General features: G+C 45.2%; 14 protein-coding genes and 1 tRNA gene. 5 read left to right on the top strand and 10 right to left on the bottom strand.

Going from position 1 to position 17,822, the window contains the following annotated elements; translation table 11 throughout:
• Positions 1-66 precede the first annotated feature (66 nt).
• Positions 67-1,476, bottom strand: coding sequence for a trigger factor (tig, locus tag STSP1_RS02270; protein WP_085754798.1), 1,410 nt, complete (start codon positions 1,474-1,476; stop codon positions 67-69).
• 133 nt (positions 1,477-1,609) lie between these two features.
• Positions 1,610-1,681: transfer RNA gene (locus STSP1_RS02265), tRNA-Gly, on the bottom strand.
• 313 nt (positions 1,682-1,994) lie between these two features.
• On the opposite strand from STSP1_RS02265, the gene tkt reads away from it, so the two are divergent.
• The gene (gene tkt / locus STSP1_RS02255) at positions 1,995-3,986 is read left to right on the top strand and encodes a transketolase (RefSeq protein WP_085754796.1); all 1,992 of its coding nucleotides are present in this window, start codon (positions 1,995-1,997) and stop codon (positions 3,984-3,986) included.
• A gap of 56 nt (positions 3,987-4,042) precedes the next feature.
• Here the strand turns inward: tkt and STSP1_RS02250 are convergent, their stop codons facing one another.
• The 8 genes from STSP1_RS02250 to STSP1_RS12370 form a co-directional block, all read right to left on the bottom strand.
• On the bottom strand, positions 4,043-4,990 hold the full coding sequence (locus STSP1_RS02250) for a hypothetical protein (protein ID WP_085754795.1): 948 nt from the start codon (positions 4,988-4,990) through the stop codon (positions 4,043-4,045).
• 58 nt (positions 4,991-5,048) lie between these two features.
• Positions 5,049-6,074, bottom strand: a complete 1,026-nt coding sequence (locus STSP1_RS02245; protein ID WP_085754794.1) for a DUF481 domain-containing protein — start codon at positions 6,072-6,074, stop codon at positions 5,049-5,051.
• A 44-nt stretch (positions 6,075-6,118) separates the two neighbouring features.
• Complete coding sequence (locus tag STSP1_RS02240) at positions 6,119-7,456, bottom strand: mechanosensitive ion channel domain-containing protein (RefSeq protein ID WP_161491568.1); 1,338 nt, start codon at positions 7,454-7,456, stop codon at positions 6,119-6,121.
• A 120-nt stretch (positions 7,457-7,576) separates the two neighbouring features.
• Positions 7,577-8,359 carry a phosphoribosylformylglycinamidine synthase I gene (gene purQ, locus STSP1_RS02235; protein ID WP_085754792.1) on the bottom strand — a complete coding sequence of 261 codons (783 nt, stop codon included), beginning with the start codon at positions 8,357-8,359 and terminating at the stop codon, positions 7,577-7,579.
• 90 nt (positions 8,360-8,449) lie between these two features.
• Positions 8,450-9,580: a tRNA guanosine(34) transglycosylase Tgt gene (gene tgt, locus STSP1_RS02230; RefSeq protein WP_085754791.1), complete on the bottom strand. Its 1,131-nt coding sequence runs from the start codon at positions 9,578-9,580 to the stop codon at positions 8,450-8,452.
• A 1-nt stretch (position 9,581) separates the two neighbouring features.
• A complete protein-coding gene (locus STSP1_RS02225) occupies positions 9,582-10,709 on the bottom strand; it encodes a SpoIID/LytB domain-containing protein (RefSeq protein WP_161491567.1) in 1,128 nt (375 codons plus the stop codon).
• A gap of 110 nt (positions 10,710-10,819) precedes the next feature.
• Positions 10,820-12,145, bottom strand: a complete 1,326-nt coding sequence (locus tag STSP1_RS02220) for a DNA-directed RNA polymerase subunit alpha C-terminal domain-containing protein (RefSeq protein WP_085754789.1) — start codon at positions 12,143-12,145, stop codon at positions 10,820-10,822.
• 143 nt (positions 12,146-12,288) lie between these two features.
• Positions 12,289-13,065 (bottom strand): ABC transporter permease subunit, encoded by a 777-nt coding sequence (locus tag STSP1_RS12370; RefSeq protein ID WP_237141812.1) that lies wholly within the window; start codon positions 13,063-13,065, stop codon positions 12,289-12,291.
• Between STSP1_RS12370 and STSP1_RS12790 the strand changes: the two genes are divergently transcribed.
• The 4 genes from STSP1_RS12790 to hflK all read left to right on the top strand — a co-directional run bounded on the left by STSP1_RS12790 (position 12,986) and on the right by hflK (position 17,810).
• Complete coding sequence (locus STSP1_RS12790) at positions 12,986-13,267, top strand: hypothetical protein (protein ID WP_123806954.1); 282 nt, start codon at positions 12,986-12,988, stop codon at positions 13,265-13,267. The genes STSP1_RS12370 and STSP1_RS12790 overlap by 80 nt on opposite strands.
• A gap of 212 nt (positions 13,268-13,479) precedes the next feature.
• The gene (locus STSP1_RS02210; protein WP_085754787.1) at positions 13,480-15,531 is read left to right on the top strand and encodes an SPFH domain-containing protein; all 2,052 of its coding nucleotides are present in this window, start codon (positions 13,480-13,482) and stop codon (positions 15,529-15,531) included.
• A gap of 44 nt (positions 15,532-15,575) precedes the next feature.
• Positions 15,576-16,517, top strand: a complete 942-nt coding sequence (gene hflC / locus STSP1_RS02205) for a protease modulator HflC (protein ID WP_085754786.1) — start codon at positions 15,576-15,578, stop codon at positions 16,515-16,517.
• 18 nt (positions 16,518-16,535) lie between these two features.
• A complete protein-coding gene (gene hflK, locus STSP1_RS02200; RefSeq protein WP_085754785.1) occupies positions 16,536-17,810 on the top strand; it encodes a protease modulator HflK in 1,275 nt (424 codons plus the stop codon).
• Positions 17,811-17,822: the final 12 nt, after the last annotated feature.

Genomic DNA, 17,822 nt, shown 5'->3' with positions numbered 1-17,822 from the left:
TTGCTCAAAATAAAACGGGGAAAGCCTTATCTTCAGCTTTCCCCGTAGATTTGCGTGTTTTAATGCTTATTCTGAGTCTTCTTGAGAGTTTTCCTGCGAATTTTCGCCCTCGCTTTCCTGCTGGTTTTCGTCAGTGTTTTCTTCCGGCGACACTTCTTTAACGTTGGCTTTTTCGATGATCATGTCAATACACTTCTGCTCTCTTGCCTGCATAGTGAACTCCTGAAGAGAGCCGTCTTTATAAAGCTCTTCCCGCACCTTCTCAGGTCTTCTTCCCTGCTGTGCTGCGGTTTGAGCGATATATCCGTTCATCTCTTCCTGTGTAACTTCTATATCGTACTTGTCAGCAATTGCGTCCATTATAAATACAGACTTAAGCATATTACGTGCGTTATCTTTGCTTCTGGCTTGAATTTGCTCAAGCTGGCGTTTGAGCTCTTCCTCGCCGTATCCCTGCATCATCAGCCTTGTATATTCACGCTTCATCACAGAATCTGCTTGCTCGGAGACGAGATTTTCCGGCAGCTCAAATTCGCAGTTTTCAAGCAGATAATCCTTAACGTTCTGACTGAGAGCTGATTGGGTTTGTCTCTCTGCATCCTGCTTTCCATATTCGGCTATACGTTCTTTAACCTGATCCATGCTATCAAAGCCAATCTTAGCGGCAAACTCATCGTTCAGCTCTGGGAGTTTGTTGTATTTGATCTCTTTGATCTTGATCTTAACCTTGCACTTCTTGCCTTTGAATTGATCGTTGAAGAAATCTTCCGGTACATCTGTTTCGGTTTCAGCTTCCTCGCCGATTTTTTTTCCGGCGAGCAGTTTATCAAGATCTTCCACCGGCACCTTGCCTGAAAATCCCTGTCCGCTTGAAACAAACAGCTCAGATTCTTCCGCAGTAACCGGCTCTTCTCCTTCAGGGGTAACCACAATATCAGCGATTATCTGGTCGTCTTTTTCAACCGGTTCATTTTCATCTCGATTTACCCATTCAGCAAACCTCTTTTGAATCTGCTCAAGCTGATTGTCAACGAAATCATCTGCCATCTTGTGTACAGGTTTTTCAATCTCAATGCCTTCAATCTCCGGCAGCTCAATTTCAGGCCGCACATTTACCTCAAAATCGTATGTAAAAGCCCCTTCCTCCGGGAGCTCAAGATTTTCGTGGTCTATATCAGGCTCGCCGAGTGTTTCAAGATTCTCCTCTTCAAGTGCCTGGTCGGTGCAGTCTGAAAGCAGCTTCAGCTTTGCCTGCTCTTGTATCTCGCTGCCGAAACGTTTCTGAATAAGCCTTCTCGGGGCTCTTCCCCGCCTGAAACCAGGGAGAACAACCTCTTTCTGAAGGTCTGAATACTGTTCTGAAAGAACATTCTTGATTGTGTCTTCCGGAACCTCAATCGTAACCTTCATCCTGCACGGGCCAACTTTTTCAGTAGATACGTTGATATCTAATTTGTTAGCTGTTTCTTCTGACATTTCAATTTTCCCTTCAATAAAAAAAAGACTGCGGAGACGTCCGCAGTCTTGGTTTAACCTATCTGAACATCCCGCCGACCAGCGCCAGGCAAACGCTTTGCCCGATAACTCGTCGAGATTATTTTAATCTAAAAGCGGGTGATGAGATTCGAACTCACGACATTCACGTTGGCAACGTGACGCTCTACCACTGAGCTACACCCGCATTCAGGAGCTTTCTGCTGCCTGAGAGAAAGAGAATTCTATATTTCAACTTTTGGAATGCAAGAGTTTTTTCTTCAATTTTTTGTTTTTTTTATCTGTGCGTTTAGCTATGTTATGTAAAATATTTTTCTTAAGCATTGCAGCTATCCCATAGATATGGAAACTGTAATGATTTGGTAAATTTGTCAGAACTTTTAATATTTTGTTTTCAGAGGATTTGTGAGATGTATTTTCTTGCATTTATTTTGTGTATAAATATCCTTTGAGCATCGGTTAGAAATTAGAGATTACTATTGTAAGTACAGGATTAATTTATGGGAAAAATTGAAAATAAGTGCGTTGAAACTGTAAGATTTTTAAGCGCAGAAGGCGTTCAGGCGGCCAAGTCCGGTCATCCCGGCATGGCGATGGGAATGGCAGCTCTGGGAGTAAAGCTCTGGACTGAGCATATGAACCACAGCCCCCAAAATCCGCAGTGGCCAAACAGAGACAGATTCATACTTTCTGCCGGGCACGGCTCTATGCTGCTTTATTCGCTTCTTCATCTAACTGGCTACGACCTGCCTCTTGAAGATCTCAAGAGATTTCGCCAGCTGGGCAGCCTTACCCCGGGCCATCCGGAATATGGGAAAACTGCCGGCGTAGAAGCTACGACAGGTCCTCTCGGACAGGGTCTTTCCAACGGGGTTGGAATGGCAATCGCCCAAAAGTATCTCGCATCAAGATACAATAAAGAAGGCTTCAATCTATTCGATTATAATATATACGTCGTTTCAGGAGACGGCTGCATGCAGGAAGGCATTTCCAGCGAGGCTTGCTCGCTTGCCGGCCATCTCGGGCTTGATAATCTCGTGCTGATTTATGACGACAACAGCATCACTATTGATGGAGATACAGGCCTTTCTTTCACTGAGGATGTGGCAGAGAGATTCCGTGCCTACGGCTGGGATGTTCAGGAAGTTACCGGTGACGGCGGCGATTTAGATAAGATAAGCCAAGCTCTGGAGAATGCGAAAAAATGCAAAGGAAAGCCGAGCATGATAAAGCTTCAGACGAAAATCGGGTTCGGGGCTCCAACCCTTGAAGGCACAAGCAAATCACACGGCGCTCCGCTGGGTCATGATGAGATAACCCAGATGAAATCCAATCACGGCTGGGATCCTGATAAACATTTCCATGTGCCTGAAGAAGTTAAAGAATATATGCACGGCTGCATTGAGAAGGGCGAAAAGCTCGAGAAAAACTGGAACGAGCTCTTCCGCAGCTACAAAGAAAAATACCCGGAGCTTGCTGAGGAATATGAGCAGGCAATGAAGGGCAATCTTCCTGTTAATATTGATGATGTGCTCCCTGAATTTGAAGCAGGGAAGGCTCTTGCTTCGAGGAAAGCTTCGGGTAAGGCTATTGCCGGATTTATGCCGAAGATGCCGCTGGTACTTGGAGGATCCGCGGACCTTACCCCTTCAAACAACACAGATTTCCCTGATATGGTGAGTTTTCAAAAAGATGCTCCTAACGGAAGGTATATTCGCTACGGCGTTCGCGAGCATGCAATGGGGGCAATCCTCAACGGCATCTCTCTTACAAAGCCGCTCCGGTGCTACGGAGGAACGTTCCTCGTTTTCAGCGATTATATGCGGGGTTCATTGAGGGTGGCAGCAATAAGCGGCTATCCTTCAATCTACGTATTCACGCACGACAGCATAGGCGTTGGCGAAGACGGCCCGACACATCAGCCCGTCGAACAGCTGTCGGCTCTGAGGGCAATGCCAGGGCTTACCTGCATTCGTCCGGCAGATGCAAACGAAACTGCTATGGCATGGAAATATGCTCTTACTCACAATGACGGCCCTGTGGCTATGTTTTTAACAAGACAGAAGCTCACAACCTTGGACAGAATAAAATACGCTCCTGCGCAAGGGGCGATGAAAGGGGCTTACACTCTGAACTGTCCTGAAAACCCAAAGGCGATAATTTTTGCAAGCGGCTCGGAGGTGGAGAAAGCCCTTGATGCTGTCGATAAACTCGCTGCAGAAAGTATTGAAATTAGGGTTGTCAGTATGCCGAGCTGGGAGATATTTGAGCAGCAGGATGAAGAATATAAACGTTCCGTGCTGAGCCCTGAGATTAAGGTAAGAATCGCAATGGAGGCGGGCGTTGAGATGGGCTGGCGCAAATATATCGGTGAAGACGGAATCTTCATCGGTATGAAAGGCTTCGGAACAAGCGCACCGTGCAATCAGTGCTTTGAGCATTTCGGCATCACTTCTCAAGCGGCGGTTGAAGCCGTGAAGAGCAATTTATAGCTCAATTAAAGCAAATGAATAAAGCCCGGGAAAGCAATTAGCTGCCTCGGGCTTTTTTACTTACCTATTATTTTTTTGACAACCTGCTTGAACTCAGTGTACGCCTTGAAAAGATGAGCTGAGCCGTAGGCTGCAGGTTTAAGCGATTTGCGGAAAGTCCAAGGCAGATTTTCAGGCAGCTCAAGACCCTGCTGCTTTACCCATTCAAGAGTTTCAATAACAAGTGAATAATGCCTTATCTGTGAGTTTGTCCATATAGTCCATGGTTTTTTTCGTTCGTAGAAATGTACTACAAGAGCTTCCGGGTCGTGTGAGAGAAGGTGCGGATGGATTTCCGGGGCATCTTCAGCAAAGGCCAGAAGGGCGTTCAGGGCAAGCTCATCGCTCATTCTTTTTCCGCTCATACCAAGCGAATATGCTGGAGACTGGCTGCCGCTTTCCCTAATCTGTTCCATAAATTTATTCCACTTATCCACAAAACCCATACTGGAGGCGTGAATTGTAAAAGCGCAGTTTGAAGCAACTGATTCAGTGCGGCGCAGATCAAGCTCGCCCACATCTTTACGCCAGTTGTCTGTGTAAATCTTTGGCACAGTCCCGTGGTTTTCGCCGGGCTGGTAGTCGCCTTGGAAGCGGTGGATATTTTCTTCTTTGCTTCTAAAGCGTATCCTAATCCCGTCTTCAGGCACGTTAAGATAGCCGGTAACATCTCCGTTAACCATGCAGTCTGCATCCATCCATGTTACAGAGCCCTCACTCGCTGTTTTTAATGCTGCTATCTTCCCGTTGAAGGCCATATCTTCGTTGCCCTGAATTACTCTCACCCTTTTGAACTGCTCAAGAAGAGAGGCTGATATGCTGGGAAGGTCAAAGCCTCTTATATTTATATCGCAGTCAACATTGAACCTTCGCAATGATGCTGTGAGCAAAAATGCGCCCCACAGATAACCTTCATCGCAGGCAGTAACTACAGTCCTTTTATCGGGCTCTCCTGACTCTGTCATATTTAAAACCTCTCTTTGACTTTAACTAAAGAGTTTTTCACAAAAAACTTGTTCTAATCTAAAAATCTACACCTATGCTGAACATATACTTTTTGTCTGTGCTTTCAGTGCCTGCTGCTGGAGATTTATCATAATCAAGAATAGATTTGAAGCTCGCAAATATTGCATCTGTCATCTGATATTTCAGCTCTGCGAATGTTGATACATAATATTCATCGCTCAGGCTTTCGAAGCTTGGGTAAAAGGTAAGCTCGTGGATAAACATAAGATTATCCATCATCTGTTTGTCGAAGTGATAGCTTGCCTGACCTGAAAGCTCTGTGCTGCTGTCGGGCTCATTGTCGTATTTTTCGTATCTCGAGGCAACACCAAGATCTGTGGAGAAATTCATTGCAGCGGACTCTATCCACTGATAACCAAGACCGCCGCCTATTAGAACTCTCCGGTCCAGGTCTGCGATTTTGTCGGTTTCGTAGCGTCCGTCTATAAATGCATAAAGCTTCTTACTCAAGAAGTAGTCGAATTTGGCACGTGTCTTCCACCATTCCTCAGTAGTTCTTTCCTCGCCGGTATCATCATTGGTCTGTTCGCTCTGTGCGTAGTCCGCTGAAAGGGTGATTCTGTCCTGCTCTGTGCGTTTCTGCATATAAGCGCTTAGATTGTAGTCAGTTTTGTCTGTGTTGCCCCTGCTTACAGAAACACCGCCTGAAATGCTTCCCTTCCATCTTGGTTTCTCAGGAGCAGGCGGATTAACGGAAGATATCGAGTCAATCTTGAGTTTTTGCGGCTTCAGAAGTTCTGTCTCTTTGGTTTGAATGCAGCCTTCCGAGCCCTTTTCTACAGGCTGATTGAGAGTGCTTCCGTCTTTCAAATGCATATCTACAGGCTCTTTTGTTTCAAATGAGGAAACATTTTCCAGAGCAATTTCGATATCCCCTGCAAGTTCTGAGGCAATTTTCATTTTTCCGCCGCCAACAGTTTGCACTTTTCCGCTGATCTTATCACCGTTGGTTAAATACACTACATCTGCATTCACTGATGCTGCAAACAGAGCCAAGGCCGCGATAGTTAGCAATTTTTTCATAAATTTCCCCTTATTACTTTTAAATTAGTAATTCTTGAATGAGCCTACTGCTCTTCGTCCATATCTGTAGAGTTTTCTCTTTTACCCTGCATTTGAGCATTTGGCCGAGATGATTCATTTTTATTCTTTTTCAGTTCGCTGTATAGATGCACATCTGTTTGAGGGAACGGGATGCTGATACCCGCCTTATCAAACTCTTCTTTCACCGTACGCATAAGGTTCCAGTAAACCGTCCAGTAATCGCCTGTTTTCACCCAAGGTCTGCAGATAAGATTAACTGAAGAGTCAGCGAGTTCATGAACCTGAATATTCGGTTCAGGGGTGTCAAGAACGAGGCTGTGCGATTTTACAAGGCTCAGCAGTATTTCCTGCGCTTTAGAGATGTCTGAATCGTATGAGATTCCAAAAACCATATCCACACGCCTTATATCGCTGCCGGTAACATTTGTGATAACATCACCCCAGATTGAACCGTTCGGCACAACGACTATCTGATTGTCGAAGCTCTTTATTGTTGTTGTATTGAGGCTCATTGATTCTACCACTCCGGAAACTCCTGCAGTATTCACAACGTCTCCGATATCGTAAGGGCGGTGGAGTAGTATCATTATCCCCGCGGCAAAATTGTTCAAAGTCCCCTGCAGGGCAAATCCAACAATAAAACCGACAGCCCCGATCCCTGCGATAAGCGGAGCAACGTTTAAGCCCAGCGTTGAAAGAGCAACTACCCATCCAATTACCACTACAATTTTCTTTACCATATTTACAAAGAAATTTCGCAGCAGTTCAGAAGCCTTTTTGTTCATCTGTGCAGCACGTCTTACTATACCCCCGAGAAAGGCGGCTAGGATGTAAAAGGCGATCAGCACAGCAATAAACGAGCCTATTCGAATTCCCCAGCGAATTCCCCCGTTTGGTGATTTGAGCCAGCTCATCAGCATTTTGGATGTTCCGTTTACATCTGATACATCCACATTGGCCTTGGAAACGGCAGAAATGTATTTTTCGTATTCTTCAGCTTCTCCGCCTTTTTGCTTCAGCTCTTGTAAGACTGTTGAGAGACGGTCGATTATGTTTGTTCTCTGCTCGTGAAGTTTAGAGAGCTCTTCGGGCGGGGCATCAGCAATTTCTGAAGTTGAAATCTGCTTTATGTTATTCTGAAGAATATTCATCCACCCTTCAGCTTCTTTTTCTATCTGTGCTTTTCTAAGAGGTTTTAGAAGGCTTTTGAGGTTGGCAATTGAGATGTCCGGTTTGGTGGTTTTGAAATCCCCGACAGTCTCAATTTTTAATTCACGTTCTTCCTTATGAGTGTTATGATTATCACCATACAACCCGCACGCTGCAGCAAACACCACCAGCAGTACAAAAAGCTTACTCATAAGTCTCCTTTCTAACATTTAACAACCTCGGTATAATTTTCAAGCATTATACTATTCTCACATTTTCCTTGGCCGTTCTCATAAATCTCACTGCTAATTATTATGCGGCTGAGTCCATTTCTATAAATTATTCTGCACATATTCAGCAGCATTTTTGAAAATTGTCATTCCGTCTGCTTCAATATCTTCAGGAAGCCTTGTCCATTGCGGGTGCTGTATGCGTCTTATAAACCTTTCCGGATGCGGCATAAGCCCGAGCACTCGCCCTGTGGAATCGGTTAGGCCTGCGATAGAATCTACTGCTCCGTTGGGATTGATCGGGTAATCGCCTGTTTTGCCGTCTTTATCCACGTATCTGAATGCAATATGCCCGTCTTTCTGCAAAGTGCTGAGCGTTCTTGCGTCTTTGGTTACCACTTTCCCCTCACCGTGTGCCATGGGCAGATAAATCCGCTGTTCGGGATTTATAAAAACGCACTTTTCTGTGCCGGGCTGAAGATAGACCCAGTTATCGTAAAATTGGGGGATATCGTTGTGTGTAATGCTTACGCTGCGGCAGCCAATCTGAGGCGAGGCGGGAAGAAGGCCGGATTTTACGAGCACCTGAAATCCGTTGCAGATTCCGAGTACCAGCTTGCCTGCTCCCACAAATTCTTCAACCTTTTCGAACAGATGATGCTCAATCTGGTTCGCCAAAATTCTGCCCGCAGCTACGTCGTCTCCATAGCTGAAGCCGCCAGGAAAAACGAGAATCTGATTTTCCTCCAGTATCGATTTATTTTTCAGCAGCTCGTTTATATGTACTCTCTCGGCCTCAAAGCCTGCAAGCTCAAGAGCGTATTGTGTTTCTACATCGCAGTTAATCCCTGCTGCACGCAGAACTAAGCCTTTAATCTTACTCATTTTTTATCCTGTAGTTTATAAATGCTTATCCAAAAAAAGGATTATATCTCCGGCTCACTTTTATTCAAGTTTTCCGAAGATCTCTCGCTTTTAAAAATCACGGCACAGGCCGCATTTCTGATAATTCTCTATCTGTTCATCCGCCCAGCTCGAGAAGTTCCCCTCTTCTATTTTCTCTCTTATAGAATGGATAAGTCTCTGGAAGAAGCGAATGTTGTGGATTGACACAAGCGTCGGTCCGAGCATTTCGCCAACGTTAAAGAAGTGCCTGATTGCTGCTCTTGAGAAATTTCTGCAAGCATAGCAGTCGCAGCCCTCTTCTATTGGTGATTTATCTTTAGTGTGTATAGAGTTTCTTAGTCGTACAGCTCCCGATTGCGTGAAAGCAAATGCGTTTCTGCCGTTTCGAGTGGGCAGGACGCAGTCGAACATATCCACGCCCGCTTTCACTGCTGCGATTACATCCGGCGGCATACCAACGCCCATAAGGTAGCGGGGTTTGTTTTCCGGGAGCAGGGGCGCAGTGTGGTTAACTGCGCGGATCATATTCTTATGTCCTTCCCCGACGCTCAGCCCTCCTATCGCATAGCCGGGGAAATCCATGGATACAAGCTCCTCTGCGCATCGGCTGCGAAGGTCGAGATCAATCCCGCCCTGTACTATCCCAAAAAGCAGCTGTTCTTCTCTGTCGTGAGCATTGAGGCTTTGCTCTGCCCACCTTATGCTTTTTTCTACTGCTGTCTTCAGTCTGTCCTCAGGGCAGGGGAAGGGAGTGCATTCATCAAAGGCCATTATAATATCAGCGCCAAGCTTGTTTTGAATTCCGATTGAATCCTTCGGCCCAAGCATATATTTTTTCCCGTCTATATGACTTGCAAACTCAACCCCGTTATCGTTTATCTTGTTGAGGGTATTCAGGGAAAATACTTGATATCCCCCACTGTCGGTGAGGATGGGTTTATCCCATGCCATGAGCTTATGAAGGCCGCCGAGTTCAGCAACAATATCCGCTCCCGGGCGGAGCATCATATGGTACGTATTGGCCAGGATAATCTGAGAGCCAGTTTCGGTAATCTGATCAGGGGTGAGCCCTTTAACGCTGCCCCTAGTTCCCACCGGCATAAATACAGGCGTTTGTATCGCTCCGTGGTTAGTTTTAAGAACGGCTGTTCTGGCATTAGAAGATTCGTCTCTCGATTTTACTTCAAAAATTTTTCCCAACTCAGTAAATCCTTTCAAGATCCGCCTTGGGATAATAGTGTTTTAATATCTGCCTGTAATTCTTCCCCTCGTCTGCCATCTGCTTTGCTCCATACTGGCACATACCCACGTTATGTCCGAATCCTTTGCCGTTTGATGCTTTGAGTATGCCGTCTTGAATTTCAAGCGAGCATACTGTGCTGCGAAATTTTACGCCGGTAGGGTCTGCAGTGAGGCGGAGGTCTTCACCGCGGAGAATCTCGCTGTCGTTCTCGCATATAATTCGAACTTTAGTTATCTTTTCAATGCCGGAGTTTTTGATCGTTTCAGCAGGGCGGATATCCTTGATTTTCCCGAGCTTCTCCATTGAAGGGTAGTTTCTGATTAGTTTTTTTCTAAGCTCTTTAAGGCTGATTTCAAATTCCGGCCAGTTCAGGTAATCTTCTTTTGCTGTCTTCTTGCAGTAAGGGCATTTAACACCTAATATACTGAAATCCTCTCCACCGAAAACTTCTGAAGCCTTAAAGGTTGCTCCGCCGCAGGTGGAACTGAAATATGCAGGGAGAACTTCTTCGCTTTTTTTCTGGAGCAAGGCTTCTCCCTGAGTTTTGAGAAGAATTCTCCAAATCTTTTTCTTTTCAGCTTCAATCCCCCTGTAAACCTGATTTGCCTGAGTAGTTCTCAAATGCCAATTTTCGTTTTTCCTGTGATTTGCCTGAAAAAGGGCGTAGCTTCTCGAGGCCACAGCCTGCGCTTTGAGCGTTTCTTCAGGCCATCTTGCCGGCATTTCCGAAGATATGACCCCTGCGAGATACAGCTCCAGAGGTATCTCGTTAATCGCAGCAATTCTACCGCTTTCAGGGTATTGTATTATCTTGAGCCGGCCCCGATAATCTCTGCTGTTTACTGAAAAACTTTCCTTATGAGTATAGAGTTCTATTCCTGCTTCAAATTCTGCTTTCCCGCCAACATCTATTCGGCCGTCATTGAAGCGGATAGTTATGTTCGAAGCTGATTTTGGGAACATTACAATCTTATCCCCGTTAATATCGCAAAGCTGAAAACTTCCCTCACAGTTTATCTCAATCGTTTTTGATTTCGTGAGAAGAACCTTTACGACCCTGCCCTTGCTCTCAAATTCCTTACGCACATCCTTAAAATCTTTCGGCTTGGGTTTACAGCTTTGAAAGTTTAGTATGCAAAAAAACAGGCTGCCGTATAAAAGCAGCCTGAAGGTTTTCTTTATTCTAATGCGGGCGGTCATTCTTCGGATTGTTTGAGTGTCAGATTGTATTTTGCAAGCTTCTCTTTTATCTCGGTTAGGCTTGTAACACCGAAATTCTTGCAGTTGAGCAGCTCTTCTTCAGTTTTTTCAACCACTTCACCGAATGTTTTCAGGCTGAGTCTGTCTATAGCTCTTCTTGCTCTAACTGAAAGCTCAAGTTCTGAGATCGGCTTGGATAGCAGCTCATTATCGGCCTTTTTCTTCTCTGATTCGCTTTTCTGGGAGGTGTTTTCTGTTCCGTCTTCATTAAACTGCCCAAGCCTCAGGCCTTCGCTTTCGAGTATTGCCCTAATTTCTGTAAGGCTTGTTTCTCCGAAATTCTTGTAGGAAAGAAGTTCCTGCTCGCTGATTCTAAGCAGATCGCCTATCGTGTTTATATTCATCTTCTTGAGGCAGTTTCTGCTTCTCACTGAAAGCTCGTATTCGCTGATCGGCTTTTCGAGAATCCTGCTTCTCGTGCTCTTTCTCTGCTCCTGCTCCTCGTCGTAGAGCATATCTCTTGAGCTCTCAATATCCTTTTTGTACATCCTTGCCTGTTCGTGGTTTGGATAGTACTTCAGTATAAGATCAATGCAGTTTGCAGCGTTGTCGTATTCTTCGTTGTCCTCATATATTACTGCCATATTCAAAAGCACATTAACGCTTATCGGATTATTCTGAACAATTCTCTTATAGAGCTTCATGGCCTGAACAGGGTTTCCGTGCAGGTCAAGCATATATGCAAAGCTCAGAAGGGTAGGCTCATGCTCCGGATCTATGTTTAGAGCCTTTTCATACTCACTAGCGGCCTTGTCAAATTCCCCTTGAGCATCGTAGAGGTTTCCGTAAACGCAGTGATACTTAGCGTTTTTGCCCTTTAAAACCTTGGACAGATTCTTGAGGGCATTTTCTCCCGCGCGGTAGTCTCTCCCATCTATAAGAACTTTAATCCTCTCAAGCTCAGCAATAGTGGGATTGTCTATCTCGTTAACTGCTTTCTGGAAATGTTCAACAGCTTCGGATTTCCTGCCTACTCCAAGGTAAGATTTGGCAATGCAGTAGTTTTTGATCCCCGAATCGCCTGCCTTCTCGAGGTTTTCGATAGCGTCCCTATATCTGCCTGCAATGCAGTATCCGATTCCTGCTTTCAAAGCGGAGTTCTTTTTACTGCTGCCTGCAATTTTATCGACCTTCTCAACAAATTTCATTTTGTTTCGCTCAGAGTTGTTCACCGAGAGGTTGATTTGATTGTAATCCTCTAAAGTAGGTGCAGATTTAGAGGAAAATAGATTGTCCCAAATTTTTTCTGTGTTTTCTTGCATATTTAATGTTCGCCCGTAATTATTCGCTGATAACGAAATTCTTTTCTTTCTTCAATTATAAACAATATTGCGATTGATTATAATAAGCCGCTGATCTTTTGCAACCGTTTTGTAAGCCTCTGCTGTCGGCTTGAACAAAAGGCCTACCCAACTTCCCTTCTCTGGAAGAAGGATGCTGCCAACGCTATAACGCCAGCTGCATAACTCAGTGAATATGCCCCGCATTTCAGTACGTATTGAAAAGGTACGGTGCTGTCGAGGTATATGGCGTCGCTGATCCAGAATACCTGAAGGTTCGGTACTGCTGAGTAAGCGATTTTTGCAAAGATATTATCTGCTGCGAATCGGCCGAATATGTAGTCGCTTATGAGACCGAGAAGAAATACGCCAATACATAAAAGCAGTGTTAGCACCATATTGCAGCGGGTGGAGAATAGCACTGCAAGAGACACCAGAACGATTATTGCTAAGAAAATCAGTGCAGAGCTGTATAAGTCGAATGCGGAAAAGTTATTTTCAGCCGGGTTAAACTGCCACTGCTTATCTATGAAGCTGAGTGTTATAAATGCTGCCGCCGCTGTGATTGATGATGTCAGGATTGCAGTCGAGGCGAAGTTCCAGTCCCAAGAGTAGTTTGCGAGAGCGCCCACGATAATCCCCAGCAGAAAAATTACCGAAAGGGCGGTTATTACCGTCCAGTCAACCTCGTCTCTGGCGGTTTGCAGTACACCGTGCCTTATAATCATCATCATTACTGCAGAGCTTAAGAAGTGGCACAAAGCCACAGCTCCGGATATTCCAAAAAATTTACCCAGCACAAAAGTTATACGCGAAACAGGCTTGCTCAAAACTGTTGCAGCAGTTTTTGATTCCACTTCCTGCGTAATAGCACCTGATGCGGAAAATACTGCTATGAACAACCCTGAGATGAAAATCGTAGAATACGAAATTTCTCGCAAGAGTTTGTTATCATCGTCAATCGAAAACATTGTTAAGGAAGGGCTTATAAGCAGCATAATCAGGCAGATTAGAAGAATAATCGAAAATACAGGCTGCCTGAGCGTTTCTACCAAGGTGTTTTTGGCGATAGTGATAAGCTTTATAAACATTTATAAATCCTAAAATTAAATTTTAACAAGGTTGATTTTTTGATTGTATAATATAAACTTTCGAGCTTTGCAAGCGGTTAATTTATACGATTTAACTTTTTAGTAAAGGCTGAAGTCAATTTTTGCCGCTTCGTTTAATACGGTTTCTTTGCAAAACTGTTTTTAACAATTACAGTTAGCCAACATTTAAGGAATAAAAATTAATTATAACATTCAGGAAATAAAATGAAAGACTCCTCCAGAAAGGCGATGAACGTTGCTCTCGGCGGACTGATCCTGTCTTTGATAGGCTTTTTGGGATGCCTGCTTACCGGAATTATTACAAGCATCCTTCCGGTGCAGTTTATAGCCTGGCATCTGCTCGGCGCAGCAATTATATGGCTCTACTTAATTATCTATTACCACAACTTTGGCCTTGCAGAACGTGAAAAGCGCGATGAGGCTATCCTAAAATCTCAGGATGAGACAATCTTTCAGGATTCCCAGCAAAGACAGGCTATGTTCTCTGTCGCACGCAAGCGGTTCAAAATATTTCAGCGGTGGGGAGGCATCGTTTTTTCCGTTCTCTCAGCCGCATACAGCATAACAATCGGCCTCTGGCTCATATCCAGACTCAGAGAAACGAGTGAATTAGTTGGAAAGAACCCCCTTGCAGGGGCATCGGCTATGATAGTAGCATGGTTTGCAAGCTTCCTTCTCGCTAAGTACGCCTCAGGGATGTCTTCTGAAAAAGACTGGCAGCCATTAAGGGCAGGAGGCAGCTATCTGATTTCTTCCTCAGCCGGCTCGCTTATTGTGGCAATAGCCCTTGGAATACGGTTTTTCCATTATGATCTGCCCATAGTTGCAGCAAGCTGGATTGTACCTGTAATTATGCTCCTTTTTGGAGCCGAGACTATTTTGAACACAGTTCTGGATATCTATCGTCCAAGAATCAAAGGTGCCTATCACAGGCCGGGCTTAGACAGCCGCCTGCTTGGTATTATCAGCCAGCCGGGGAGTATGCTTCATACAGCGGCAAGCACAATTGATTATCAGTTCGGCTTTAAGGTATCCCAGACTTGGTTCTACAGGCTTCTTGAAAAGGCAATCCTTCCGCTTCTTTTCCTGCTTATTTTGTGCATGTATCTGATGAGCTGTTTTGTGGTTGTAGGTCCGGGTAAAAAGGCAGCGATCGAACATCTCGGCTCTACAGACAACGGCAGAAGGATAGTAGGCCCGGGGATGCACTTCAAATGGCCTGCGCCTTTCGACAAGGCATATATTCACGATACTGAAAGAATTCAGCAGCTCAATATCGGCATTATGAATGCCCCAGATATAAATGAAGAAACCGATGAGATTGTTAAAAAGCCCCTTCTTTGGGGACAGAAGCACCAGGAAGTCGAATTCCGTCTCGTTGTTGCAACCGAATCTTCCAAGAATATCAGCAATGAGGATGCGCCCCCTGTAAGTTTGATAGTAGCCGCAGTTCCGGTACAGTACAGGGTGAAAGACCTCTACCAATTCTTATACAACCATAAAGATCCCGAAGTTATCCTGAAAAATGTGTCTTACAGAGAGATTGCACGATATATGGCAAGTGCCAAGCTCGAAACGGATATCTTCGGCGGCGATATACAGGATAATGAAAGCGTGCTCGGTGCTGGCAGAAAAGAAGCCAGCGAAGAGCTGACACAAATTATACAGACAAGAGCTGATGAGCTCGGGCTCGGTGTTGAGATTGTAACAGTGGGCCTTCAGGGCATTCATCCCCCGCTCGATGTGGCCTCAGATTATGAAGAGGTTATAGGGGCAGTCCAGAAGAGGCAGGAATCAATACTTTCAGCCCTTGCCGAGAGGAACAAAACACTTACCGAGCTGGGCGGATCACTAGAGCAGGTAAATGGTCTCTATAAAATGCTTTCTGATTATGAGCAGGAGAAGGACGAGTTGTCTGAGTCTGCACGTAAAGAAAGGCTTGCTGAGCTCGATAAGGCTTTCCTTGAGGCTCGGGGACAGATTGCTGAAAAGATCTTTGATGCAGAGCAGTATGCTTTCAAGAAGAAGCGTCTTTCAAAGGCCTCCGGCGAAAGGTTCAAGAGCCAGCTTAAGGCTTACAGGGCAGCGCCAAAGATTTACCTGCAGAATGAAAGACTGCTAACTCTGGAAAGGTCTCTTGAAGATGTCAGGAAGTACATCGTTGTTTCCGGGGAAGGCGACAGCGAGGTTATGATTGTTGATCTCAAGCAGAAGCTCAACCCCGATATATACGACTTAGAGCTACCTGAGGAATAATTGAAATTGAATATTGATACTAAGGTATTTAAGGCAGAATAAAAATGAGAAGATTACCAAAGCTGATTCTTGTAACAGCAATCGTAGTGCTGCTTGGATTCAAGCTGTGCAGCTATCAGGTCAGGGAAACAGAGTCTGCATTGATAACGAGGTTCGGAAAACCTATAGCGGAAAAAACCGAACCCGGGCTCTACTTCAAACTCCCCACGCCGTTTGATGTTGTCCATAAATTCGATTCCCGCCTGCAGGTCTTTGAAGGCCAGCAGGAGGAAACAACAACTAAAGGCGGCGAGCCGGTTATCATTACTCCTTATATGATCTGGAAGATCTCTCAGCCCCAGCACTTCTTTGAGAGAGTTTCAACTGACGTTGAGGTGCAGAAGTTTCTTTTGAGCCAGCTTCGAAATCATGCCAATGCAGTGGTAGGAAAGCATTATTTCAGCGAGTTTGTGAACACTGATCCGGACAAGATCAAATTCGATCAGATTGAAAATGAACTTCTCCAGGCACTCAAGGAATCCACCGAAGACGAATACGGCATTACTGTGGATTCAGTGGGCATTAAGAAGCTTGAACTCAATGAAGAGGTAACACAAGCAGTCTTTGAGAGAATGCGTGCGGACAGGCAGCGCAAGAAGGAAGATATTCTTGGCGAAGGCCGCTCAACTGCTACGAGAATCAGAACTGATGCCGACAAGAAAAAGCAGCAGCTTCTGGCCGCTGTTGAGTCCCGCGTGATTGCTATCAAAGGTGAGGGTGATGCCGGAGCAGCAAAGTATTATAAGATGCTTCAGGACGACCCGGAACTTGCCATGTATTTAAGGGATCTGGAAGCTCTTGCCAAGATTCTTGAGAATAGGTCAACTGTTGTTCTCGGGGCAGAAACTGATCCAATGAAACTGCTTCGCGAGGTGCCCGAGCTAGAGTCTTCCAAACCAAAAGACTCCAAGGCGTCTCAGCAAGATAGTGAAAACAAAGAAAAGTAAAATCTCGGAGCTGTCTTGATGAATGAGATAGAAAATAAAAACCCTGAAAATAAGCAGGACATTACAGCTGGTATGGATTCAGGCAGCAAGGCGCTCGCTGATGCGCTTAAGATAAGCTTTGCTGTTCTAAAGCTCATAATGATTGTTCTTATAATCCTGTTTTTTGCCTCAGGAGTTTATACAGTAGAAAAAAATGAAAAGGCAATAGTTCTGCGTTTCGGCAAGGTGGTTCGTGACGCGTCAGGAACTGCTCTCAAAGAACCCGGACTTCACTGGGCTCTTCCCTATCCGATTGATGAGATTGTCAAGGTTCCGGTAACAGCTACGCAAAAACTCGAGATCGATGATTTCTGGTATTTTGACCCCGAACAGGGCAGCAGGCCCGGACGAACCCTCAATCCGATAAGAGACGGTTACTGCCTCACGCGAAATGAAGAGGTGCAGGGCTATGAAGACCAGCTTGCAACCGACTATAACATCGTCCACTGCAAATGGCAGCTGAACTGGACAATCGAAGACGACCCTTACGCATTTTTCAGAAATGTAAAAGTACGCCCTGTAAAGCCAGGAGAGCTCTATAGAGACGTTATCTCCGAGAGCGTTGAGCCGTTGCTTACAACAGTAACTGATGATGCAATAGTGCGTACGCTGGCAAAATACAGCATTGATCAGGCCGTTACAACATCGAAATCCAATATCACACGGGAAGTTACTGCACTAGTCCAGGAAAGGCTCAGAGAGCTTTCAACGGGCATTAGAGTTCGAGATATGCAGATCCTGAAAATAACTTGGCCACGTCAGGTTGATCAGGCTTTCCTTGCATCGATAAAGGCCGGACAGAACCGAAGCAGCATTGAAACTGAAGCTTGGACCTATTACGAGAAGACCCTCAACGAAGCAGGCGGCCCGAGAGCGGAAGAATCGCTTGAGGTGCTTCTTGATGAAAGCTCCACAGAGGCAGAAATTCGTATGGCGTATTCAGACCTCACAGGTCAGGCCAGCAAGAACCTCAGCGAGGCACGGTCTTACAAGACTAAGGTGATTGAAACCGCAAAGGCAAACGCAAATTATCTAAGGCAGCTCCTTCCAGAATACAGGAAGAGGCCGGAGCTCGTGATAGAGAGGATCTATCAGGATAATATGGAACAAATATTGGACACTGTTGACGAAAAGATTATCGTTCAGCCCGCAAAAGAGGGCAAAGAGAGAGAATTCAGGGTGCTGATAAACAGAAACCCCTCAATCAAAGATAAGAAAAGCGGCAGTGATGAAAACCAGAATGGCAATCAGTAATAAATAAGGCGC

It is taken from the genome of Sedimentisphaera salicampi (assembly GCF_002117005.1).
GTDB classification, from domain to species: Bacteria; Planctomycetota; Phycisphaerae; order Sedimentisphaerales; family Sedimentisphaeraceae; genus Sedimentisphaera; species Sedimentisphaera salicampi.
This window is presented reverse-complemented; position numbering and strand designations above follow the sequence as displayed.